Raw genomic sequence first — 22,283 nt, 5'->3', positions numbered from 1 at the left:
GTGATATTGATAAGTTAAAATCTAATCTAAAATTTATCTATAAACAAAGAAAATATGAAGAAAATTTTATTAAGCTTACCACTACTATTCGTGTTAACTTCTACAAGTTATGTAGCAGCACAGACACAAAAACAATCTGCAACGTTTGTTACTCAAGTAGAAGGAATAAAAGAGTATAAAATGGGGAATGGGCTTCAAGTTCTATTAGTTCCAGATCAATCTCAAAGTAATGTAGTTGTAAATATTGTTTATAATGTTGGTTCTAAACATGAAGGCTATGGCGAAAAAGGAATGGCGCATTTATTAGAACATATGTTATTTAAATCGACTAAAAACCTTGGAGATATCAAGAAAATGTTATCTGATAAAGGAGGTGATGCCAACGGTACTACGTATTACGATCGTACAAATTATTATGAAATCTTTCCATCTAACGAAGAAAATTTACGTTGGAGTATACAAATGGAAGCAGATCGTATGATTAATGCAACGATAAAACAAGAAGATTTAGATAAAGAATTTTCTGTTGTAAGAAACGAATTTGAAATCGGAGAAAATAATCCTACTAGTGTTTTAATGGAGCGTATTATTTCTGCAGGATATTTATGGCATAACTACGGAAAATCTACAATTGGTTCTAAAGAAGATATAGAACGTGTAAAATCTCCTCAATTAAGAAAATTCTATGAAAAATATTATCAACCAGATAACGCTACTTTAATTGTTGCAGGAAAGTTTGATGAGAAAAAAGTGATAGAATTTGTTAATCAATATTTTGGTTCTATTCCTAGACCAACACGTGTGTTAGATGAAATACAAACTGTTGAACCTGCACAAGATGGAGAAAAATTTGTAGAAGTAAAAAGAGCAGGAGATAGTCAATCTGTAGGAGCAATGTACCATGTTGCACCTTACGGCGATAAAGATTACGCAGCGATAGACGTTTTAAGCAAAATATTAACTTCAGATCCATCAGGTTATTTATATAAAGCATTAGTTGATACACACAAAGTAGCAGCAATTTTTGCTTATTCACCAGAAGTTCGTGATGCAAGTTTTTATTATTTTGGAGCAGAGATTTCGAAAGATAAAAATATAGAGCAGGTAAAGACTGATATACGTACAGAATTAAACAAAATCGGAACAATTAACTATACAGATGAAGATGTACAAAGAGCAAAAGCATCTATTATAAAAAGTATAGAAAACGATAAAAATAACACGATTAATTATGCAGTTAACTTAACAGAAATTGTTGGTTCTGGTGATTATCGTTTAGGATTTTTATACAGAGATAATATAGAAAAAGTAACGAAAGAAGATATAAAACGAGTTGCTCAAAAATATTTTAAAGTAAATAATAGAACTATTGGTGTATTTATTCCTACAAAAGATGAGGTTAGGGTAAAACCAAATGAGTTTACGAATAAGGATATTACAGAATTAGTTTCTAATTATAAAGGGCGTGCAGTTGAAAAAGAAGCTAAACCTTTTGAGGCTTCAATTAAAAACCTAAAAGCTCATTTTGCAGAAGGTAAATTAAGCAATGGGTTAAAATATGGAATTATTGACAAAGAAATTAAAGGAGAAAAAGTAGTATTGTCATTTAATTTACCTGTTTCTAATGAGACGGATTTAGCGAGTAAAGGTGCAATTGGAGAATTGACAGCTCAATTATTAATGTCTGGAACTAAAAAGTTAACAAAAGAACAAATCAAGGATCAATTAGATGCATTAAAATCATCTGTTGGATTTAGATTTAGTGGGCAAACATTATCTGTATCTATTAATACATATAAAAACTCATTAGACAAAACAATGGATATTGTTCGTCAGATTATTACTGAGCCTACTTTCCCAGAAGCAGAATTAGCAAAAACACTTAACGAGTATGTAACATATTTAGATGCCAATACAAATGATCCGCAAGCATTAGCTTTTAATGAGATTAGCCGTATTACATCTAATTACCCTAAATCTTCTTTATTTTATACACCATCATTTGCAGAATTAAAAGCAGATTTACAAAAAGTAAAACAAGCAGATTTAGTTAACTTTTACAAAAATATTCTTGGAGCTCAGAATGGAGTAGTTTCTGTTGTAGGTACAAATGATAAAGCTAAAGTTGAAAAATTATTGAATGATACTTTTGGTAAATGGACAAGTAAGTCTACATACAAAAAAGCTTATCAGACATTTACAGCAACTAAAAAAGAAGATAAACTATACAACATTCCAGATAAAGAAAACGCAACAGCTGTAGGGCAAGTTAGTTTTAAAATGAACAAAGAAAGTGCCGATTATCCAGCAATGGTAATGATGAATGAGATGTTAGGAAGCGGAGGTTTCTTATCAGCACGTCTTCCTATGCGTCTAAGAGAAAAAGAAGGTATAAGTTATGGAGCAGGATCTTATATTTCTATTCCTACAGATGTAAAAACAGATGTAGCTTCTTGGTCATACTATGCATTTTTAAACCCTACAAAACGTGACGCTGTAGAGAAAGCAGTAAAAGAAGAAATCTCTTTAGCAATAAAAGATGGTTTTACAGCTGATGAGTTAAAAACAAATATTGTGAGTTGGAAAAATGGACGTACAACTTCTTTAGGAACAGATAATACATTATTAAGCTTGTCTAACAACTATTTATTAAACGGAATTAGTTTTGATGATTATGATAAGTTAGAAAAACAAATTGATGCATTAAAAGTAAGTGATGTAAACAACGTATTAAAAAAATACATTTCTTTAGATAAACTAACTTCAGTTTATACAGGTACATTTAATAAATAATAAAGTAAATTACTTTATATATAATTTTAAGGCTAATTCTTTTTTAAGAATTAGCCTTTTTAATTTTTTGGACAGAAATTTAGTGTTTTTTCATGTTAAAGCCTCAATAAATGGATGTTTATCAACTGAATAAATATTCATTTTCTTCTCAAAATAATCTAAAAAAAATGTTAAAAAATATCAAACTAAAAATTTTGGTATAATAATTTCTTAGGCATTAATTATCAATAAAAAAATAATTTTAAGATGCAAGAATCACAACAAAACAATCAACCGTCAAATAATGGTAAAGGTGGTTTAATACTACCCTTAGCATTAGTAGGAGTATTATTAGCAGGTAGTATAGGGTATAATATTTATCAAGCGAATCAAATAGGGACATTAGAGAAAAATGAATCATTAAACTCTGATATTTTAAAAAATGAAACTGCTCAGAAAGACCAAATTCGTAAACAATATGATTCTATTCTGAATGATTATTCACAATACAAAGCTAGAATTGAGGATCGCAATAACTTATTAAGCGATAAAGAAAAAATGATTCAGTTAAAGAATCAAGATATTCAAGAAATTTTAGACAAAGACAATCCAACGGCAGAAGAAATGAACCGTGCTAGAAAAATGATTAATGATCTAGAAGGAAGTGTTAAAAATTACAAAACTGAAGTAGCTCGTTTACAAAAAGAAAATGCAATTTTAGTCCGTAATGTAAACGAATTAAATAGTCAAAATGCAGCATTAACTTCAGATAATAGTAATTTAAGAGAAAACAATAAAGAGTTGACTTATAATTACGAATCAGAAAAAAATATTCGTTCTAAAGACAACGCAATCAATAAAACTAAAATAAACGAATTAAGTTCTACTTTATCTGTTTCTAATCAACAAATAACTGGTATTAGAGTTAGAAATAGTGGAAAAGAAGTTGAGAAAACTCGTGCTAAAAGAATTGATAAAATTCGTGTTTCTTTTGACGTTGATAGAAACTCTAGAACAGAGTCTGGAAACAAAAAATTATACGTAGCAATTTATAATCCAGATGGAACATTAGGAAGCTACGGAAATGCAAAAGGAGGACAAATTGAATTAAGATCTGGTGATACAGCTAATTTTTCTGATGCAATTTCTTTTGATTATACAAATGGTCAAACTAAAAACTTAACATTCGATTGGGAAAATGAAACTTTCCAAAAAGGTGTTTATACATTTAATGTTTACGAAAACGGATTTAAAATTAGTCAAGCTAAGATTGCTTTAAGATAATTCGTTTTAAATAATAAAATAAAAATGAGGGTGTCCATTTTGGATGCTCTCTTTTTTTGTGCATTACAATTATTTAAAAAAGTTTAAATAACTACAATTTTTGATTATTCTGAGTGGATTCTGATTTGTAGAAAGGTTATAAACAAATAGAGCTATCCTTATTGGATAGCTCTATTTCTATTTTAAAATAACGACTTATTTCTTTTTAAGTAAATTGATACTTACAGTTGCAAGTTCATTATTTGGATATTTTTTGAAAAGTGATCGATCTGGAATTAATCCAGTTTCTTTGCAAATTTTATGAAATACGTCAACTTCTAAAATATATTGATCCGAGAAACCATGTGTTGCATCATAAGCTGTAGCAGCGGTATTACCTAAATTTTTTGCTGTTAAGCTTGGAGATATAGTGTGTAATTCTATTAATAATAAACCATATTTATCAACATATGGACTCCATTTTTTTAGATGATTTAACAAGTTTTGTTCAACATCATTATTAGACAAACGCTTTCCTCTAAAAGCAAAAGCTCCAGTAGAAGTGCTTATTTTATTTGTTTTTACATCTTGTACATCTTCCCAAATTCTGTTATGGTCCAAGAAAGTTCTTATATTTAATAAGTCAGCTAACTCAATAGCATAATCTTCTCTTAAATCTTTTGCTAAGCGTTCAGGATCTCCAATATCTCCCCAAATTACTTTTGCCCAAATATCATTTTTAATAAGATTTGCACGTGTAACTTTTAATGCTGCTTGATTGTAATCTGCACCTACTAAAAATAAAGGATATTCGTCTAAATGTTTTCCACGTAGTGTTTGTCTTTCAATTACATCATACAAATGCTGTAATAAAGCGCCATTACCACATCCCATATCTAAAATTCCTTTTGGTTGCTCTTCAATAGGACGATTAAAAATATCGATAATAAATTCATCAACAACTTTAAAATAGGTAGAATGTGCGCCTCCGCTTCCCCAAACATTCATCTCTCTATTTACATGTTCTTCGTCTTCTCCTTCAGAAATCTCTCTTAATTTTGTAGCAGAACCAAATAATAAATCATTTAATTTTGATAAAGTTGGTAAATAAGAAACGGTTACTCCATAAGAAGTAGCTCGTCTTGCGAAAAATAGACCAACTTCTGTAAATTTATAATTCTTATCGTGTTTTAAAAACCAACCTAATTGTACTAAACGTTCTAATACTTTCTCAAATGACTGCGGATTTTTATGAAATTCATCTGCACTAAAAGAGGCTTCCATAAAATATTTATGAAATAAGCCACTCATACCCATTCTAACAATTATAGGTCCAACTAAAACACCTTCTATATGTTTACAAATCTGAAAATGTAAAGGCTTTTCTTGTGTATCTATATTATTACTTGTATTAAGATACGATTTATATTCGTCGAATAACTTTACCCATTTTTTACAGAATTCATCAGAAAAATCTGTTTGTTTTAATACTTCTTCCTCTGCAAGAAAAATCGCAAGATCATTGTAAATATCAATGTTTGTAAATGCTCTATCCGAATATTTATTTGTTTTTATTTCTACTAAATTTGTTTCGTTATCAACATGATACTCTAGCATATTCTGAGAAGCTAAAACACGAAGTGCAACATTTAAATATCCTTCATTTGCTTGGAATTCTTCAGTTAAATCTGATAATGAAAGAGTTTTCTTTTCTACAATGTAATGTAAAACACCTTTTTTAGCCAAATGATGTAAAACTGGCGCTGTAACAAGTCCGTCAAGATGTCTAAAAATTAACGATCTTAAATATTTTTTATCCATTTCTGGTTGATTTATCTTATTATAAATATAAAAAAGTTTGATTAGATTTTATGATAAAAAAAACTAAAAAACAGCGTGTAATTCTAAAATTATTTGATTCTAATTTTAACAAAATTCGTTTTCTATTATCATAAAAAAACGTCCTAATTTAACTCAGGACGTTTTATAAATTCTATATTAATATTTAATTACTCTTTTTTTTTATTTGCGTTTACTGCTAAGTAAGATACATAGAGAATTAAAATCCAAATAGGGATTAATTCTACAGACATTTTTAATCCAGTAAACCACATAATCACTAAAATTCCGATTAAAAATAAAATACTAATGTAATTACTTATAGGATACATAAAAGAAGGGAATAATGTTTTTACATTTTCTATACTTTTTTGTTTTCTGTATTTAAGATGTGTAAACGAAATCATCATCCAATTAAGAACTAACGTTGAAACTACTAGAGACATTAATATTTCGAAAGCACTTTCTGGAATAACTTTATTAATAACAATACATATCGCTGCAAATAAAGAAGAAACTAAAATAGCCATTACTGGAACATAGTTTTTATTTAATTTCTTTAAAAAACTTGGTGCATTTCCTTGTTCGGCTAAACCATATAACATTCTACTATTACTATATACAGAACTATTGTAAACTGATAATGCAGCAGTTAATACAATGAGATTTAAAGCATTTGCAATTATTTTAGAAAAAGCGACTGTTTGTCCAAATAAATTAACATCTATTGTATTAAGGTTATTAAATACCATTACAAATGGACTACTTTTATCTGTAATTGTTTCCCATGGAGATAAAGAAAAAAGGATAACTAAAGCACCAACATAAAATATTAAAATTCTATAAATAACTTGATTAGTTGCTTTCGGAATATTTTTTTCCGGATTTTCTGCTTCTGCAGCAGTAATCCCTATTAATTCTAATCCACCAAAAGAGAACATGATTAATGCCATTGCTGCGAGTAATCCTTTAAATCCACTTTCACTATTTCCAGATAAAATACCTTTAGGAAAAAATCCACCATTATTCCATAAATTGTTAATAGTAGCTTGCTCTCCACCAGTTCCACTAAATAATAAATAAACTCCGAAAATAATCATTGCTAAAATTGCAACCACTTTTATAATCGAAAACCAAAATTCAGCTTCTCCATATACTTTTACAGAGGCAAGATTAAGTAAATTAATTACAATAAAAAAGAATAGACTAGAAGCCCATAAAGGAATTTCTGGCCACCAAAATTGTACATATATTCCAATTGCGGTTAATTCTGACATACTTACAAGAATGTATAAAATCCAATAATTCCATCCAGAAGCAAATCCAGGAAAAGATCCCCAATATTTATAAGCAAAATGACTAAAACTTCCCGATACAGGTTCGTTAACAACCATTTCTCCTAATTGGCGCATAATAAAAAATGCAATAATACCAGCAATAGCATATCCTAAGATAACTGCGGGTCCTGCAAGTACAGCAGCAGGTCCAATTCCTAAAAATAATCCAGTTCCAATTGCTCCACCTAAAGCAATTAATTGAATATGGCGATTGCTCAATCCTCTTTTCAACTGTTTTTCTTCAATAACTTCTTTTTGATCCACTTAATAGTATATATGTTATATTATTTATAAATTTTTCTGAAAAATATAAAAATTTATAATAGTTTACACTATTTTAATTAATTAGAATTCAGTATTAAGTTAAAAAAAATACTTATTTGATAAAAAAGCATTAATTTTATTAAGCAATTTTATAATTTTTAGAAATGAAAAAATACTTTTTAGTAATCATATTGGTCGTGATATTCCCTATCCAATTATTTGCAGATGGACCATTCTTATACTCTTTACCATTTAATTACTATTCAGATGATACAACACTATCTAAAACACAAGAAAAAGGAATTGAGTACGCTACGTTCGAGAAATACTTACTGTCAAATGACAATGAGTTAGGAAAGAAGATTGCTTTAATATCTGCTTTAGAAGTGTATTTTATGATGAATGATACTAAAAAATCATACTTTATAGAATATCAAGAAAAGTTTAAAAATGCAATCGAGAAAAAATATAAAACAACAATTACAAATAACCAAGTACCTACAGAATATCGTTTTATTTATACGTTATTGACAGATTATGATACTTCATCACCTAAAATAGAATTGTATAAAAAATTTGTAGATGAAAAACCAGACAGTAAAGCCATACAAACTGTAAATGTTTACGCTTTCAATTTCAACTTAATATGGAATACAGAGAAAAAAAACTATAAAGATTTAGCTGCTTTTAAAGAAAGCTATCAAGATAATTATTTTATAAACTTTGATAATTTAAACAATGATACTCCTAATGATGTATTAACTGAAATAGAAAAAATAGCTAGTTTAGGAAATGAGTGCGATTACAACTTAGTTTGTCTTATTCCTAATCCAGGTGATGTATCTAGTTTAAATGAATTAACAGATTTTAAACGTAATAAAATTGCAAATGCAGAGCCTATTCCAATGATGATTGTAACAAAAAATGCAGCAACTATTGGTCTTGAAGCATTTCAATGGTTAGGAAGTGAAGCACAAACTATTCAAGATTTAAAAGTTTCTGACAAAGAAAAAATATTACTTAATTACTTTGTGGCAAATGAGACGTATAATTTCATTAATCACGTAGATAACTTATCAGTTTATTATGATAGTTTAAATAAAACCAAAGAAGAATTAGCTAAAACAAAATTCAAGAAAAATTCTGATAAAACATTTTCTAAGCTTAAAAATACTTTTGAAAGTGATAATAATAATTTTGGTGGAAATACCCTAGAAGACTTAAGTAATCTTTTATATTATTTATATCAAAATCCGAAGGAATTATCAAAGATTTATACCAAATAATTATAAAAAAGCTTTGTAAAATAATCTTACAAAGCTTTTTTATAGTTAAGTTAATTTAATGAATCTAATAATTTTTGTGCTGCAGGAAACTCTTGTCCAGATACTTTAATTAAATCTATTGATTTAATTATCCAGATTTTTGCATTTCTTTTATCTCCTATTTTATTATAAAGATTAGCTATTATATATGTATTAGAAGGATTTTCATTTTTTTTAAGAGAAGCATTAGCCCATTCTATAGCTTTGTTTAAGGAATTTTTGTCAGAAACATATGTATAGAACATCCAAGAAACTTGATTCAATTCCATTGGATCGACTTCTGAGTAATCTTTATAAATTTCTAAAGCTAATTTCTCATATGTTTTATAATCTTTTTTATTTAAAGTTTCTTCTAAATTTATTCTTCCAATGTTCAAATTAGCATCTTTTTCATCCATAAAACCAAGATATATAGACTTTAATTTAGTATAATCATAAGAAGAACTTTCTGTATTATAAGAAGAATCTTTTGCGTTTTTTAGTTTAATTTCATAGATTTGATTATCTGTATATCCTTTTCCAAATTCAGCATCTATTTCCTCTTTTTTATCTTTTAAAATTGGGATTAAAACAAGAGATTTCGAGTGGTAACTAATTTTATATAGAAAATGTAATTCATCATCTAATAATTTTTTTCCTAGATGTTTTTCAAAATACATCTTAGCTATTTGTTCAGCTAATTTAATATCTGTATTATAAATTGAACTTCCTAATTTTAATAATAATTCTGAACTTCTATCTCCATCATCATATTTTTGTTTAAGTAATTTTAAATTGTTAGAAGGATTCAATGCATTTTCACCTAATTTTATGAAATCTTCTTCATTATCGCCTCCATGACTTCTGTAAATTTCCTCTCCATTTCCATTAATAAATAAAAGAGTTGGATATCCACTAATATTATATTTTTTAACAATATCAATACCTTCACCTTTTTCGGCATCAATTTTTAAATTAATAAAATTGGAATTATAAAAGTTACCAATATTTTCTAAAGGAAAAATATTTTCATCCATTATTCTACATGGACCACACCATGTTGTATACGCATCTAAAAAAACTAACTTATTTTCTTCTTTAGCTTTTTTTAAAGTTTCATTAAATGTTGTTTTTTCAAATTTAATGCCTTGTCCAAATAATATTGATACAAAAAACATTGTAGAGAGAGTAATAATTTTTTTCATTGATAGTTAAGAGTTGGTTTATATGCAAATTTAATAAAAAAATGATGCACGAATGTTATCTTAATTATAAATCAATAGGATTTGGGTATTTCTTCTTCTGAATAATGTAAATTCCAATCATAAAATAAGTTGACATTAGAAATGTAGCTAGTGTCAAGTGAAGAATTGTTTCTTTGGGCATTATCATTGGTAAAAGTACCATTGCAAATGCTGGAGGTAAACGTAAATTCATAACTTTTAAAAGAACAGCTACCAAAAGTAAATCAATTAATCCTGCTAGAATTAGATTATCTAAATATTGTATAGTTAAACAACCTATAAGACTTGCTCCAGTTAAAGCTAAGATACGCTTTAAACGAACATTTAATTTTAATGAGGGGTGATTTAAAGATTCAAATGCAATTACAATTACAGGAGGAATTGCAGAATAATACACATAATCTAAAAAGTAAGCAATTAAAAACCAAATGACACAGATAGCTATTAACCATCTGTTATGACTAATGTATATGATAGGAACAGAATCCTCAATAGGTTTTATTTTTAATACTTTTATAAGACAATAAAGTACCAATACAAAAGCAAAAATTGCAAATAAGAATAAAAAAGAGTGCGCATTGGTAACAATAGGTAATAACCCAGTTGCTAATGCTGGAGCCAATTGACTTTTAAATAATCGTAACGTAAGTAACATTCCAATTAAAACAATCAATAATTTTAAAGAAAATAGAATTGGTAAAAAATTAATACCAAACCCTAGTATAGCAGTAATAGACGGAAGTAAAAAGATATGAAAAGGACGCTGAATCCATTTATCTTCTCTAAATGTAAAAATACCAACTGTTAAAGCTGCGACTTCTGGTAAAATAATTTCACGATCTTTAAATAGTACTGCTACTGCAATCATCAACAATATAAATACTAAAGCAAAAATATATGATACTGATGATTCTTTCTTCCCTAAAATGCATTGATTCATTGGGGCAATTTAGAAAAAATATCACTTAATTAATAGATATTTCTTGTTTATTTTTTTATTTAAAATTGCTTGAGAAAATAGCTTTTAATATTCACTATTCGTTGATTATTCAGCGGGTTTTAATTCTTTAAAATGATTTTTAGTAAAAACACGTCTACTTGAAATTACAACTAGACGTATTATCATATTATCTTACAACAGTTGCTTCTAATTCAACTTTCAAAGAATCAAAAAGTTGATGAACTTCCATTACAGTAGAAGCTTGTTTTATCTGATTTTTACTAATCCAATCTTGTATAATATCAAAGTTTTCAAAAAGCTCTGGATTAGATGTTGTATAAATATTTAAGCGTACAATATTTTTCAATTCATATTTTGTTTCAGAGATTACTTTCTCTAAATTCTGAATGGTATGTATAAGTTGTGAACGCATATCTTCTTCACTAGAAACTCCTTCATCATTAATAGCAGTCTGACCAGAAATATAAAGAGTGCCTTCAACATTTTTTACTTCAACAGCTTGTACATAGTTTCTTGCATCTTGCCATGTCCAAGGATTAATAATATTTTTTTCCATCTTGTATTGTTTTAATTTATAAAAACAAAATTCTAACAAGTAAATGGAAAAGTGCTGTGACCGAAATCACTTTTATTTTTTATGTTGATTATATAATCTACTAAGCGTTTCCCTAGAAACACCAAGATATAAAGAAAGTATAGATTTTGAAATCCTATTAAGAAGTGACGGGTATAGCTTTATAAATTGTTCGTATCTGTCTTTAGGCGATAGCGTAAGTAAAGATAAGATTCGTCTTTGATTGGCAATATGCCCGTTAATAGACTTATCTAAGAAATAATTAGATAATGGATATTTTTCTAAAATATGAAAGTAGTCTTTATAACTTATCTTATAAATTTCAGAATCTTCTAAACATTGTAATGTTAATGTTGCTTTTGTTTGCTTGTAAAAGGCTTTAAAATCTGTTTCCCACCAACCTTCATAAGCAAAAGATACTATGTGTTCTTTTACGTCTTTAGTCACATAAGAAAGTTTTACTAACCCAGAAAAAATAAAGTAGATGTATTCAACCTCTTCGTTTTCATTTATCAAGAATTCTGATTTATGATACTTGGTATACTGAAAACTCTTTCTTATTTCAATAAATTCTTCATCTGTTAATTGTTGAAATAGATCAATATCTATCTTCTGTAAATCTCTCATGTTATCTTGATTGATGTATTATAAAAATACTTATAAGATTTCATTATTATGATAGGAGTAGTAATAAAAAAAGTCCTTTAATCAAATGATTAAAGGACTTTAAATTTTTAAGTTTTTCCTTAGTCGGGGTGGCAGGATTCGAACCTGCGACCTCCTGCTCCCAAAGCAGGCGCGATGACCGGGCTACGCTACACCCCGAAGGATAAAATAAATATGCGGAGAGACAGGGACTCGAACCCTGGCATCGGTTACCCGATGACAGATTAGCAATCTGCTCCGTTACCACTCCGGCACCTCTCCTCAATTTATTTCAAATAAATTTTGTGATCCAGTCAGGATTCGAACCTGAGACCTACTGCTTAGAAGGCAGTTGCTCTATCCAGCTGAGCTACTGGACCGATCCAAAATTTTTATAATTAAAAACTTGTCGGGGTGGCAGGATTCGAACCTGCGACCTCCTGCTCCCAAAGCAGGCGCGATGACCGGGCTACGCTACACCCCGATTCGGTCATTCTTACAATAAATATATTCTATCAATCTTCTAAATTAGAAAATTTAGTCGGGGTGGCAGGATTCGAACCTGCGACCTCCTGCTCCCAAAGCAGGCGCGATGACCGGGCTACGCTACACCCCGATAGATTTCTTTATCGTGGGTGCAAATTTAACGTTAGTTTTGCGAGATTTCCAAATATTTTTAAGAATATTTTTCGGAAACTTTCATATACGTTTCTAAATCCTTATCACCTCTACCCGAAAGATTCAGAATAACAATGTCTTGCGGTTTAAATTTTACTTTTTCTAATACGGCTAAAGCGTGAGAAGATTCTAATGCTGGAATGATTCCTTCCTCTTTTGTTAACAAAAAAGCAGCTTTTAATGCTTCATCATCTGTTGCATTTAAAAATTCTGCTCTACCAGTTTTAAATAAATGAGCATGTAACGGACCAACTCCAGGATAATCTAATCCGGCAGATATAGAATATGGCTCTACGATTTGACCATCTTTATCTTGCATTAATAAAGTTCTACTTCCGTGTATAATTCCCTCAGTTCCTTTTATTGTGGTTGCAGCTGTTTCTCCAGATTCAACACCTAATCCTGCTGCTTCAACAGCGATTAATTTCACAGCATCATCATCTAAAAAATGATAAAAAGCTCCAGCAGCATTACTTCCACCACCAACACAAGCAATCACATAATCTGGATTTTCTTTTCCATATTTTTCTTTCATCTGACTTTTTATTTCTTCTGAAATAATGGCTTGAAATTTCGTAACCATTGCTGGATAAGGATGAGGTCCAACTACAGAACCAATGATATAAAACGTTTCTGGGTTATTAATCCAATAACGAATAGCCTCATTAGTTGCATCTTTTAATGTTTTACTTCCAGAAGTAGCAGGAATAACTGTTGCACCTAACATTTTCATTCGAGCAACATTTGGCGCTTGACGAGTAATATCAATCTCACCCATAAAAACAGTACATTCTAAACCTAATAAAGCACATACAGTAGCAGTTGCAACACCATGTTGTCCTGCGCCAGTTTCTGCAATAATTTTAGTTTTTCCCATTCGTTTAGCTAACAACGCTTGTCCTATTGCATTGTTAATTTTATGAGCTCCTGTATGATTTAAATCTTCTCGTTTTAATAAGATATTTGTATTGTAACGTTTAGAAAGATTGGGAGCAAAATACAATGGACTTGGTCGTCCTACATAATCTTTTAATAAAAGATTAAACTCATTTTTAAACTCGTCTGTTTCTGCATATTTATCTAAAGCATCTGCTAATTCTTCACAATTATGATGAAGTAATTCTGGAATAAAAGCTCCACCAAATTCACCATAAAATCCTTTTTCGTCAACTTCGTATTTCATCTTCATTTTAATTTTGTTCAATTCGTCCATCTATTGTATCGATAAACTGTTTTACTTCTTCTATTTTTTTTATTCCTGGTTCTGATTCGAATCCACTATTTATATCAAAACCAATACACCTTGGATGCTGAAAATTCTTAAGAACAAGAGCATCTTCTAATTTTATTCCACCACTTAATAAAAAGGTTGTTGATAACTGATAATTTGTTAACAACTCCCATTCAAATTTACGCCCTGTTCCACCGTAATCGTCAGATTTAGTATCAAATACAAAGCTATCAACAACTTGTTGATAAGCTGTTAATTGTTGAAAATCATCCTTGTTTTTTATACCAATAGCTTTCCAAATTTTAAAATCTAGAAAATTCTCATCTGTTAATAAACATTGGTGTTTTGTAGAAATTAATTCTTCGCAAAATTCAGCAGTTTCATCGCCATGTAACTGAACAACATCTAACTTATAATCTATTACTTTTTGAATAATATTTTGGATAGTTTCGTTAACAAAAACACCTACTTTTTCCGCATTTGGAAAAATATTAAATAGTAATTCATCTTGTACAAATCGTTTCGATTTATCATAGAAAATAAACCCAACGTAATCTGGTTCAATAAGAGTTAATGCTTTAAAATTTTCTACATTATTATTCCCACAAACTTTTACTTGAAAACGTTTCATTTAGATTGTTTTGTAAATTCTTGAAATGCTTCAACTGGATTTTCATTTTTCATGAAATTTTCTCCAATTAAAAATGCTTGAAAACCAGCTTTACGTAGTTCTTTTACAGTTTTTGGATCGGAAATTCCACTTTCGGCAACTTTTATTAAATCTTGAGGTAATTGCTTTAAAATTTGTTTTGATTTTTCAATATCAACCTCGAAAGTTTTTAAATTACGATTATTAATCCCTATTAAATCAATAAAGTCATTTACTTTATCTAATTGGTCTTCTGAATGCAATTCTAATAAAACTTCTAATCCTATTTCTTTTGCAGTTTTAGCAAGATTATACACTTCATCTTTTGTTAAACATTCTGCAATTAATAACATTAAATCTGCACCAATGGCTTTAGTTTCGTAAACTTGATATTCATCAATAATAAAATCTTTTCTTAAGATTGGAATATTCAAAACCTCTTTTGCTTGTTGTAAATCTTCAAAGCTTCCTCCAAAAAATTCTTTATCTGTTAAAACAGAAACAACAGAAGCACCGTGTGTTTCATATCCAGTAACAATATCTTTTACGTTTGCATCTTTATTAATAAATCCTTTTGATGGAGATTTACGTTTAAATTCTGCAATAATTCCAGATTTAGATTCATCTAAAATAGATGCTTTAGCTGAAATTACTGGAAGAATAAAGTTTTCTGAATTTCTGAAATCTTCTATTGAAGTTATTTGTTGTTTTTCTTTGACCTCTTTTCGTTTTTGAGCAACGATTTCATCTAATATTGTTTTCATGATCGAATCAATTTTGTGAAGATATTTAATGCTTTTTTACTTTCTAAACTTTCATTTGCAATTGCAACACATTCTATTAGATTTTTAGAAGGATAAATAGTTTGTAAAGCCAAAGCTGAGTTAGCCAAAACAACCTCTTTTTGTGCTTGTGTTGAATTTCCTTCTAAAACATTTAAAAATATTCTCGAATTATCTACAATAGAATTTCCGCCTCTTATATCTTCGGCAGATAATGTATTTAAACCAAAATCTTTACTTTCTAAAATAAATTCTCCGTAATTATTATAAACTTTTGTAGGAGAAGTTAATGATATTTCATCATATCCATCTAATGCTGTTGAAATAGAATATTCTATACCAGAATTTTGCATGACATAATGATATAATCTTGCAGTTTTTACATCATAAGTTCCTAAATTCTGAAAATTAGGCTGAACAGGATTAACCAAAGGTCCCATTAAATTAAAGAAAGTTTTAACTGCTAAACCTTTTCTAATAGGAGCTACTTTTGCTAATGCAGGATGAAAAAGTGGAGCATGTAAAAATGTAATACCAATTTCTTCTACTTCTTTCTTTAATTGTCCTTGATCTGTTGTAAAATTATATCCAAAATTATCTAGCATATTCGATGAACCACTTACAGAAGAAGCACCGTAATTTCCTTGTTTAATAACCTTTTCTCCAGCACCAGCTAATACAAAACTACTTAGAGTAGAAATATTAAAGGTGTCTTTTCCGTCTCCGCCAGTTCCAACAATATCTATAGCATCTTTTGGTAAATCTATTTTAATACATAAATCTAATAATGCACGTCGATAACCTTTTAGCTCATCTAGTGTAATATTACGCATATTAAAAATAGTAAGAAATGAAGCCAATTCTATAGGAGAATATTTTTCTTCTGAAATTTCGACCATTATTTTATAAGCTTCATCTTCTGTAAGCGTATAATTTTCGAATAATAAATTTAATAATTTTCTCATAATTAAGCTTCTAACCAGTTTCTTATCATTTCATCTCCATCTGGTGTTAAGATAGATTCTGGATGAAATTGTACACCTCTAACATCAAACTTTTTATGACGTAATGCCATTATTTCTCCCTTAGGTCCAACTGCTGTAATTTCTAATTCATCAGGAAAATTTTCATTTGATACAACCCAAGAATGATAACGACCAACTTCTAAATCACTTGAAAGATTTTTAAATAAAATATCCTCTTTAATCACTTTTACATCCGATTTTATTCCATGAAAAACCTCTTGAGTATTTAATAATGTTCCACCAAAAACTTCTCCAATTGCTTGCTGACCTAAACAAACTCCAAAAATAGATTTTGTTGAAGCATATTTTTCAATAATTGGTTTTAGAAGATTCGCCTCATCGGGAATTCCAGGACCAGGAGAAAGTAATATTTTGTCGTATTGATTAACTTCTTCTAAACTTATTTCATCATTACGAACAACTGTAATATCATTCGCAAATTTCTTTATACTATGTACTAAATTATATGTAAAAGAATCGTAATTATCGATAACTAAAATTTTCATGTTTTATAGATTTTGGGCGATTTCGATAGAACGACGTAAAGCGCCTAATTTGTGATTAACTTCTTGTAATTCATTTTCCTCAACTGATTTTGAAACAACACCAGCACCAGCCTGAAAAAATAAAGTATTTTGTTTACTAACAAAAGTTCGGATTGCAATTGCCATGTTGATATCTCCATTGAAACCAATATAACCAATTCCTCCTCCGTAAACCCCTCTGTTTTGATTTTCGTAAGTATCTAATAACTCCATAGCTTTAAATTTAGGAGCTCCAGAAAGTGTTCCTGCAGGAAAAGAATCTGCAAATACTTTCATTGTATTAATTGTAGGATCTAATTGTGCTGTAACTTTAGAAACCATGTGAATAACGTGAGAAAAATATTGTATTTCCTTGTATTGATCTACTTCTACATGAGCAGAATTTCTGCTTAAATCATTTCTAGCCAAATCCACTAACATTACATGCTCTTCATTTTCTTTTGGATCTGCTATTAGTTGCTCAGTTAATTGTTTGTCTAATTCTGGACTTCCAGTTCTACGAACAGTTCCTGCAATTGGATGAATTTCTGCATGATTATTATTAATGATAATTTGAGCTTCTGGCGAAGAACCAAATATTTTATAATTTCCATAATCAAAGTAAAACAAATAGGGAGAAGGGTTTACTGAACGTAAAATTCGGTAAACATTAAATTCATCTCCCGAAAACTTTTGTTTAAACTGTCTTGATGGAACTATCTGAAAAACATCTCCACGAAAACAAGATTGCTTGCATTTAGAAACAATTTCTTTAAACTCAACATCTGTTAAGTTAGATTCTATTTCACTTTCTACATTAAAAGGATATTCTACAATTGATTTGTTGTAAACAATACTTTTTATATCTGAGAAGTTAGAAACTGTTTCCTTATTCTGAAATTCTATGAATTGAATTTCATTATGAAAATGATTAAAAATGATAATGTTTTGATAGAAAGAATATGAAAACTCTGGGATAGTTGCTTCATTTCCTTTTGCAGAAAATTTTACAGTTTCAAAATGAGGAATTGCATCCCAAGCTATATATCCAAACAATCCATTAATTAACAAATCATCTCCATTCTCAACATTGAAAAGAGTAGTAAATTCTTTAAACTTTGTTGTTAAATCTTGTCCATTTAATGGATATTCTCTTGTTTCTCCATTTGCAAAAGTTTCCTTTACAATTCCGTTTGTTACTTTAAAAGTAGCAATCGGATTAAGACAGATAAATGAGTTGGCATCTGTCTTAGAATGATAGTCAGAACTCTCTAATAGCAATGCATTAGGATAAATATCTCTCAACTTTAAATAAAGTTGAACAGGTGTTATTAAATCTGCTAAAACAGTTTCTTTTTGTATAGTGAAATTTAAATTCATGATAATATTTTTGATTTTAGAGCACAAAAAAAGGCTTGTCGGTTCCGACAAGCCTTTTCTACATATAACTACATAGAGGTCTTACGAACCAACGTTTTGTTGTCCGATAAACCACCACCAGTTATTTGCAATTAATGTTTTCATTGTGACAAATGTATAAATGATTTTTATTTAAGCAAATTATTTTTTGATAAATTTTTAGTTCGTTTAACAATTACTATTTTTATAGAAATAAAAAACAGAAACAAATGGAATATACATACGAGAATTTAATTGTTGAGATTGAAAATAAAATTGCTTTAGTCACATTAAATCGCCCACAAGCATTAAATGCTTTAAATAAAAATCTGTTAGAAGATTTATCTCATTTTTTTGATGAAGCATTGGTAGATGACTCAATTCGTGTTGTAATTTTAACAGGATCAGGAGAAAAATCTTTTGTTGCTGGAGCAGATATCAAAGAGTTCGCAAGTTTTGATGGAAAACAAGGTGAGCAATTAGCAGCGAAAGGGCAGCAAGATGTTTTTGATAAAGTAGAAAAATTTACAAAACCAGTAATTGCAGCAGTAAATGGTTTTGCATTAGGTGGAGGATTAGAATTGGCAATGGCTTCTCATTTTCGTATCGCATCTAAAAATGCTAAATTAGGATTGCCAGAAGTAACATTAGGATTAATCCCAGGTTATGGAGGAACACAACGTTTACCAAAATTAATAGGAAAAGGAAGAGCAATGCAGGCGATAATGACAGCCGAAATGTTTTCTGCTGACAGAGCTTATGAAATAGGTTTAGTAAATGAAGTTGTAGAACAAACAGAATTAATTAATCGTGTAAAAGAAATAGCTACAAAGATTACTCAAAATTCATCGGTTGCAATTCGTCATGCTATTACAGCAATTAATGCTTCTGACAAAGAGATTGGTTTTGATATAGAAATTAAAAGTTTCGGAAACTTATTTGATGAAGACGATTTTAAAGAAGGAACAACAGCTTTTGTGGAAAAAAGAAAACCAAACTTTAAATAAAACGATTTACTTGAATTAAGTTTTTAAAGAATCTAATCACATAATTTTTAGTGTTCAATAGAAAATAAATATAAAAATAATAAATAGGCATTATGCTTTATTTGATAGAAGGTTCTTAATTTCGCAGCATGAAAAAAATAATACTAGGATTCATTTTAATGATGAGTTCTTTTGCGTTTTCGCAAGAAATACATCAAGTAATTGCACAAGAAGGTTTGTCTGTTAGATTAGGTCCTAACGGTAAAAAAATAGGAAAAATACCTTACGGATATCCCGTAAAAGTTTTAGAAAAAGGTGATGCTCTTATTATCCGAGATAATGGAAAAGTTATTAATGGGAATTGGGTTAAAATAGAAGCTTCTTCAACTCGTATTTTATTAGATGAAGATGTTGATAAGGATCTTTTAAATCAATATGTATATGCGTTTAGTGGTTATTTAATAACTCAAGAAAATTTTATCAATCAATTTGAAAAAGAAATAGCTTCTCATCCAGCATTTAATGACTTTTATTTGGCAAAATCATACCAATGTTTTGCAATAAAAGGAGATTTTTTTGGAGATGGAGTAGTGGATTATTTATATAGAATGATTGATACAAAAGGGAATGTACGTTTATATATTGTAGATAATCGTAAAACAGGAAGTCAGATTTATGGTTTGGGAGGAGATAAAGATCCTTTTAAAATTAAGAATTATGATTTTGCTATTTTAACGGTTATTCCGAAAGGAACGCCACTTTGGTCAAATTCTAAAAATGGAATTAAAAGAAATTTAAATGGAATTTCTAAAAGTGAAATTACTACATTAGATTATGATGCAATTTATGTGCATCAAGATAATGCAAAAGAAGGTGGTTTTATCTATAGAAAAGATGGTAAATGGAATTGGTTAAATCAAAAATAAAATACAATGCAAAACATAGAAAATAAAGTAGCTTACATAACGGGAGGTACAAAAGGTATAGGTTTTGGAATAGCAAAATCTTTAGTAGAAAATGGCGTTAAAGTGGCTATTTCTGGTCGTAATTTAGAAGATGCAGAAAACGCAAAGCATCTTTTAGGAAATCAGAACGTTTTAGCAATCCAATCTGATGTTCGTAATTTTGAAGACGAACAAAAAGCTGTTGCTGATGTTGTTGCAAATTTTGGGCAATTAGATTTTGTAATTGCAAATGCTGGTTTAGGAAAATTTGCACCAGTTTACGAAATGAGTTTAGAGGATTGGAATGCAATGATTGATACAAACTTAACAGGTGTATTTCATAGTTTAAAAGCGTCTGTAGAAGAATTAAAAAAATCAAAAGGACATTATATTTCGATTTCTTCATTAGCGGGAACAAATTTCTTTGCAAATGGAGCAGGTTACAATGCCTCAAAATTTGGAGTTGTAGGTTTTACGCAAGCTGCGATGTTAGATTTACGAGAATTAGACGTAAAATGTACTACAATAATGCCTGGTTCTGTAACTTCTCATTTTAATGATCATAAGCCAAATGATGCTGATGCATGGAAAATACAGCCAGAGGATTTAGGACAGATGATTGTCGATTTATTCCGAATGAATTCGAATGTTTTACCAAGTAAAATAGAAGTTCGTCCAACGAAAACAAAATAATTTTTTAAAGACCTCATTTTGAGGTCTTTTTTATTAGAAAAAAATATTTTTTTTCTTCAATAGATTACATAGCTTCGTAGCCAAGTTATAAAGCAATTTTAAAATCTAAATTTATGAGTTTTAAAGCAAAGGTTAATCAGTATAGACGCAAAATAATGCGTAGCTTAACAGGAGGAATAGGTAAAGATTCATTAAATAAAATTAATAAAAATGAAGTCTTAAAACTAGATAAAGTTCTTGTAAGTAGACCAAATCATAGATTAGGAAATACATTATTAATTACTCCTTTAATTCAAGAAATTATTGCTTATAATCCACAAGTACAAATAGATCTTTTTGTAAAAGGTAGAGTTACTCCAATTATTTTTGAAAACTATCCACAAATTAATCAAATAATAGAATTGCCTAAAAAACCTTTAAAGGAGTTTGGAAATTATTTAAACGTTTGGTTTAAAGTGAAGAAAAAGAAATACGATTTAGTAATTAACGTAGAAAAAGAATCTTCTTCTGGAAAAATTTCAGCCTCTTTAGCAAGAGCGAAATATAAACTTTTCGGAGACGAATTTATATCAGATACAAAACAAGAGATACAGTTACATCAAGCTCAATATCCTGTTTATCAATTTCGAAAATTCTTAGAATTATTTGGACATCCTTTAAATGTAAATCATGTTCCTTCTTTAAATATTCAGTTAACGGATAAAGAAATAGAGAAAGGAAAAGAAATATTAGAAGGAGTTACGAAAAATTCTGATAAAAAAACGTTGGCATTTTTTACATTCGCTACCGGAGGAAAATGTTATAGTGAAGAATGGTGGACAACTTTTTATGAGCTTTTTTACCCAAAGTATGCAGAAGAATATAATTTAATCGAAATATTACCAGTCGAAAATATCTCCATGTTACAACGTCGATTACCAGAATTTTATAGTAAAGATGTTAGAGAAATTGCTGCTGTAATGTATAATTGCGAAATTGTTGTTGCTGCTGATTCTGGTATGATGCATTTAAGTTGTGCTGCACCAACGAAAACAATAGGTTTATTTAAGTCTGAAAGTTTCTTAGAAAGATATAAACCATACGGGAATGAAAATGCGGTTGTTGTTGCAAAAGATGATAATCAACAAGGTGTAATGAAAGAAATCGAAAGATTGCTTTCATTGTAAATGA

At 29.1% G+C, this 22,283-nt stretch carries 19 protein-coding genes and 5 tRNA genes; 7 read left to right on the top strand and 17 right to left on the bottom strand.

The genetic code is table 11. The features are described 5' to 3' along the window. Nucleotides 1-54: 54 nt before the first annotated feature. Both BUA86_RS01265 and BUA86_RS01260 read left to right on the top strand, forming a co-directional pair. A complete protein-coding gene (locus BUA86_RS01265) occupies nt 55-2,793 on the top strand; it encodes a M16 family metallopeptidase (RefSeq protein ID WP_072929103.1) in 2,739 nt (912 codons plus the stop codon). A gap of 246 nt (nt 2,794-3,039) precedes the next feature. Continuing rightward, nucleotides 3,040-4,056 (top strand): coiled-coil domain-containing protein, encoded by a 1,017-nt coding sequence (locus tag BUA86_RS01260; protein ID WP_072929102.1) that lies wholly within the window; start codon nt 3,040-3,042, stop codon nt 4,054-4,056. 195 nt (nt 4,057-4,251) lie between these two features. Here BUA86_RS01260 and BUA86_RS01255 read toward each other — a convergent pair whose 3' ends face one another. Together BUA86_RS01255 and BUA86_RS01250 are read right to left on the bottom strand one after the other, a co-directional pair. Further along, a complete protein-coding gene (locus BUA86_RS01255) occupies nt 4,252-5,856 on the bottom strand; it encodes a class I SAM-dependent methyltransferase (RefSeq protein WP_072929101.1) in 1,605 nt (534 codons plus the stop codon). 188 nt (nt 5,857-6,044) lie between these two features. Beyond that, a complete protein-coding gene (locus BUA86_RS01250; RefSeq protein ID WP_072929100.1) occupies nt 6,045-7,475 on the bottom strand; it encodes an amino acid permease in 1,431 nt (476 codons plus the stop codon). Between the two features lie 164 nt (nt 7,476-7,639). Between BUA86_RS01250 and BUA86_RS01245 the strand changes: the two genes are divergently transcribed. After that, nucleotides 7,640-8,761, top strand: a complete 1,122-nt coding sequence (locus BUA86_RS01245) for a hypothetical protein (RefSeq protein WP_143147212.1) — start codon at nt 7,640-7,642, stop codon at nt 8,759-8,761. 50 nt (nt 8,762-8,811) lie between these two features. On the opposite strand, the gene BUA86_RS01240 is transcribed toward BUA86_RS01245, so the two are convergent. The 15 genes from BUA86_RS01240 to BUA86_RS01170 form a co-directional block, all read right to left on the bottom strand. Continuing rightward, a complete protein-coding gene (locus BUA86_RS01240) occupies nt 8,812-9,984 on the bottom strand; it encodes a thioredoxin family protein (RefSeq protein WP_072929098.1) in 1,173 nt (390 codons plus the stop codon). A gap of 64 nt (nt 9,985-10,048) precedes the next feature. Beyond that, complete coding sequence (locus BUA86_RS01235; RefSeq protein WP_072929096.1) at nt 10,049-10,963, bottom strand: hypothetical protein; 915 nt, start codon at nt 10,961-10,963, stop codon at nt 10,049-10,051. Between the two features lie 187 nt (nt 10,964-11,150). Next, nucleotides 11,151-11,540, bottom strand: coding sequence for a RidA family protein (locus tag BUA86_RS01230; protein ID WP_072929094.1), 390 nt, complete (start codon nt 11,538-11,540; stop codon nt 11,151-11,153). Nucleotides 11,541-11,612: 72 nt separating this feature from the next. Further along, the gene (locus BUA86_RS01225; RefSeq protein WP_072929092.1) at nt 11,613-12,185 is read right to left on the bottom strand and encodes a Crp/Fnr family transcriptional regulator; all 573 of its coding nucleotides are present in this window, start codon (nt 12,183-12,185) and stop codon (nt 11,613-11,615) included. Between the two features lie 123 nt (nt 12,186-12,308). Next, a tRNA-Pro gene (locus BUA86_RS01220) sits at nt 12,309-12,383 on the bottom strand. Between the two features lie 18 nt (nt 12,384-12,401). Continuing rightward, nucleotides 12,402-12,485 (bottom strand) — tRNA-Ser (locus BUA86_RS01215). A 24-nt stretch (nt 12,486-12,509) separates the two neighbouring features. Continuing rightward, nucleotides 12,510-12,583: transfer RNA gene (locus tag BUA86_RS01210), tRNA-Arg, on the bottom strand. Nucleotides 12,584-12,612: 29 nt separating this feature from the next. Then, nucleotides 12,613-12,687, bottom strand: a tRNA-Pro gene (locus BUA86_RS01205). A gap of 57 nt (nt 12,688-12,744) precedes the next feature. Then, nucleotides 12,745-12,819 (bottom strand) — tRNA-Pro (locus BUA86_RS01200). Between the two features lie 60 nt (nt 12,820-12,879). Further along, complete coding sequence (gene trpB / locus BUA86_RS01195; RefSeq protein ID WP_072929247.1) at nt 12,880-14,064, bottom strand: tryptophan synthase subunit beta; 1,185 nt, start codon at nt 14,062-14,064, stop codon at nt 12,880-12,882. Nucleotides 14,065-14,071: 7 nt separating this feature from the next. Further along, entirely contained in the window at nt 14,072-14,743 is a 672-nt protein-coding gene (locus BUA86_RS01190) for a phosphoribosylanthranilate isomerase (protein ID WP_072929090.1), read from the bottom strand. Beyond that, nucleotides 14,740-15,525: an indole-3-glycerol phosphate synthase TrpC gene (trpC, locus tag BUA86_RS01185; RefSeq protein ID WP_072929088.1), complete on the bottom strand. Its 786-nt coding sequence runs from the start codon at nt 15,523-15,525 to the stop codon at nt 14,740-14,742. Before trpC ends, BUA86_RS01190 begins: the two co-directional genes overlap by 4 nt. Continuing rightward, nucleotides 15,522-16,508: an anthranilate phosphoribosyltransferase gene (gene trpD, locus BUA86_RS01180; RefSeq protein WP_072929086.1), complete on the bottom strand. Its 987-nt coding sequence runs from the start codon at nt 16,506-16,508 to the stop codon at nt 15,522-15,524. The genes trpC and trpD overlap by 4 nt, the downstream gene beginning before the upstream one ends. 2 nt (nt 16,509-16,510) lie before the next feature. Continuing rightward, nucleotides 16,511-17,074 (bottom strand): anthranilate synthase component II, encoded by a 564-nt coding sequence (locus tag BUA86_RS01175; RefSeq protein ID WP_072929084.1) that lies wholly within the window; start codon nt 17,072-17,074, stop codon nt 16,511-16,513. Between the two features lie 3 nt (nt 17,075-17,077). Continuing rightward, nucleotides 17,078-18,472, bottom strand: a complete 1,395-nt coding sequence (locus BUA86_RS01170) for an anthranilate synthase component I family protein (RefSeq protein ID WP_072929081.1) — start codon at nt 18,470-18,472, stop codon at nt 17,078-17,080. 248 nt (nt 18,473-18,720) lie between these two features. Between BUA86_RS01170 and BUA86_RS01165 the strand changes: the two genes are divergently transcribed. The 4 genes from BUA86_RS01165 (at nt 18,721) to BUA86_RS01150 (ending at nt 22,279) form a co-directional block, all read left to right on the top strand. Then, entirely contained in the window at nt 18,721-19,497 is a 777-nt protein-coding gene (locus BUA86_RS01165) for an enoyl-CoA hydratase/isomerase family protein (protein ID WP_072929079.1), read from the top strand. Nucleotides 19,498-19,625: 128 nt separating this feature from the next. Then, the gene (locus BUA86_RS01160) at nt 19,626-20,402 is read left to right on the top strand and encodes an SH3 domain-containing protein (RefSeq protein ID WP_072929077.1); all 777 of its coding nucleotides are present in this window, start codon (nt 19,626-19,628) and stop codon (nt 20,400-20,402) included. A 6-nt stretch (nt 20,403-20,408) separates the two neighbouring features. Next, a complete protein-coding gene (locus tag BUA86_RS01155; protein ID WP_072929075.1) occupies nt 20,409-21,113 on the top strand; it encodes an SDR family oxidoreductase in 705 nt (234 codons plus the stop codon). 113 nt (nt 21,114-21,226) lie between these two features. Continuing rightward, nucleotides 21,227-22,279 (top strand): glycosyltransferase family 9 protein, encoded by a 1,053-nt coding sequence (locus tag BUA86_RS01150; RefSeq protein WP_072929073.1) that lies wholly within the window; start codon nt 21,227-21,229, stop codon nt 22,277-22,279. Nucleotides 22,280-22,283 lie beyond the last annotated feature (4 nt).

This window comes from Chishuiella changwenlii (assembly GCF_900142565.1).
GTDB classification, from domain to species: Bacteria; Bacteroidota; Bacteroidia; order Flavobacteriales; family Weeksellaceae; genus Empedobacter; species Empedobacter changwenlii.
Note: the sequence above shows the minus strand (reverse complement) of the source record. Positions and strands in the feature narration are given on the sequence as shown.

What these genes read in the sequence shown, in the direction of transcription:
- BUA86_RS01240 (WP_072929098.1), bottom strand. Translation starts at nt 9,984, where the DNA reads ATGAAAAAAATTATTACTCTCTCTACAATGTTTTTTGTATCAATATTA.
- BUA86_RS01255 (WP_072929101.1), bottom strand. Translation starts at nt 5,856, where the DNA reads ATGGATAAAAAATATTTAAGATCGTTAATTTTTAGACATCTTGACGGA.
- trpD (WP_072929086.1), bottom strand. Translation starts at nt 16,508, where the DNA reads ATGAGAAAATTATTAAATTTATTATTCGAAAATTATACGCTTACAGAA.
- trpC (WP_072929088.1), bottom strand. Translation starts at nt 15,525, where the DNA reads ATGAAAACAATATTAGATGAAATCGTTGCTCAAAAACGAAAAGAGGTC.
- BUA86_RS01170 (WP_072929081.1), bottom strand. Translation starts at nt 18,472, where the DNA reads ATGAATTTAAATTTCACTATACAAAAAGAAACTGTTTTAGCAGATTTA.
- BUA86_RS01190 (WP_072929090.1), bottom strand. Translation starts at nt 14,743, where the DNA reads ATGAAACGTTTTCAAGTAAAAGTTTGTGGGAATAATAATGTAGAAAAT.
- BUA86_RS01260 (WP_072929102.1), top strand. Translation starts at nt 3,040, where the DNA reads ATGCAAGAATCACAACAAAACAATCAACCGTCAAATAATGGTAAAGGT.
- BUA86_RS01230 (WP_072929094.1), bottom strand. Translation starts at nt 11,540, where the DNA reads ATGGAAAAAAATATTATTAATCCTTGGACATGGCAAGATGCAAGAAAC.
- BUA86_RS01225 (WP_072929092.1), bottom strand. Translation starts at nt 12,185, where the DNA reads ATGAGAGATTTACAGAAGATAGATATTGATCTATTTCAACAATTAACA.
- BUA86_RS01160 (WP_072929077.1), top strand. Translation starts at nt 19,626, where the DNA reads ATGAAAAAAATAATACTAGGATTCATTTTAATGATGAGTTCTTTTGCG.
- BUA86_RS01265 (WP_072929103.1), top strand. Translation starts at nt 55, where the DNA reads ATGAAGAAAATTTTATTAAGCTTACCACTACTATTCGTGTTAACTTCT.
- BUA86_RS01235 (WP_072929096.1), bottom strand. Translation starts at nt 10,963, where the DNA reads ATGAATCAATGCATTTTAGGGAAGAAAGAATCATCAGTATCATATATT.
- BUA86_RS01150 (WP_072929073.1), top strand. Translation starts at nt 21,227, where the DNA reads ATGAGTTTTAAAGCAAAGGTTAATCAGTATAGACGCAAAATAATGCGT.
- BUA86_RS01155 (WP_072929075.1), top strand. Translation starts at nt 20,409, where the DNA reads ATGCAAAACATAGAAAATAAAGTAGCTTACATAACGGGAGGTACAAAA.
- BUA86_RS01245 (WP_143147212.1), top strand. Translation starts at nt 7,640, where the DNA reads ATGAAAAAATACTTTTTAGTAATCATATTGGTCGTGATATTCCCTATC.
- BUA86_RS01165 (WP_072929079.1), top strand. Translation starts at nt 18,721, where the DNA reads ATGGAATATACATACGAGAATTTAATTGTTGAGATTGAAAATAAAATT.
- BUA86_RS01175 (WP_072929084.1), bottom strand. Translation starts at nt 17,074, where the DNA reads ATGAAAATTTTAGTTATCGATAATTACGATTCTTTTACATATAATTTA.
- trpB (WP_072929247.1), bottom strand. Translation starts at nt 14,064, where the DNA reads ATGAAATACGAAGTTGACGAAAAAGGATTTTATGGTGAATTTGGTGGA.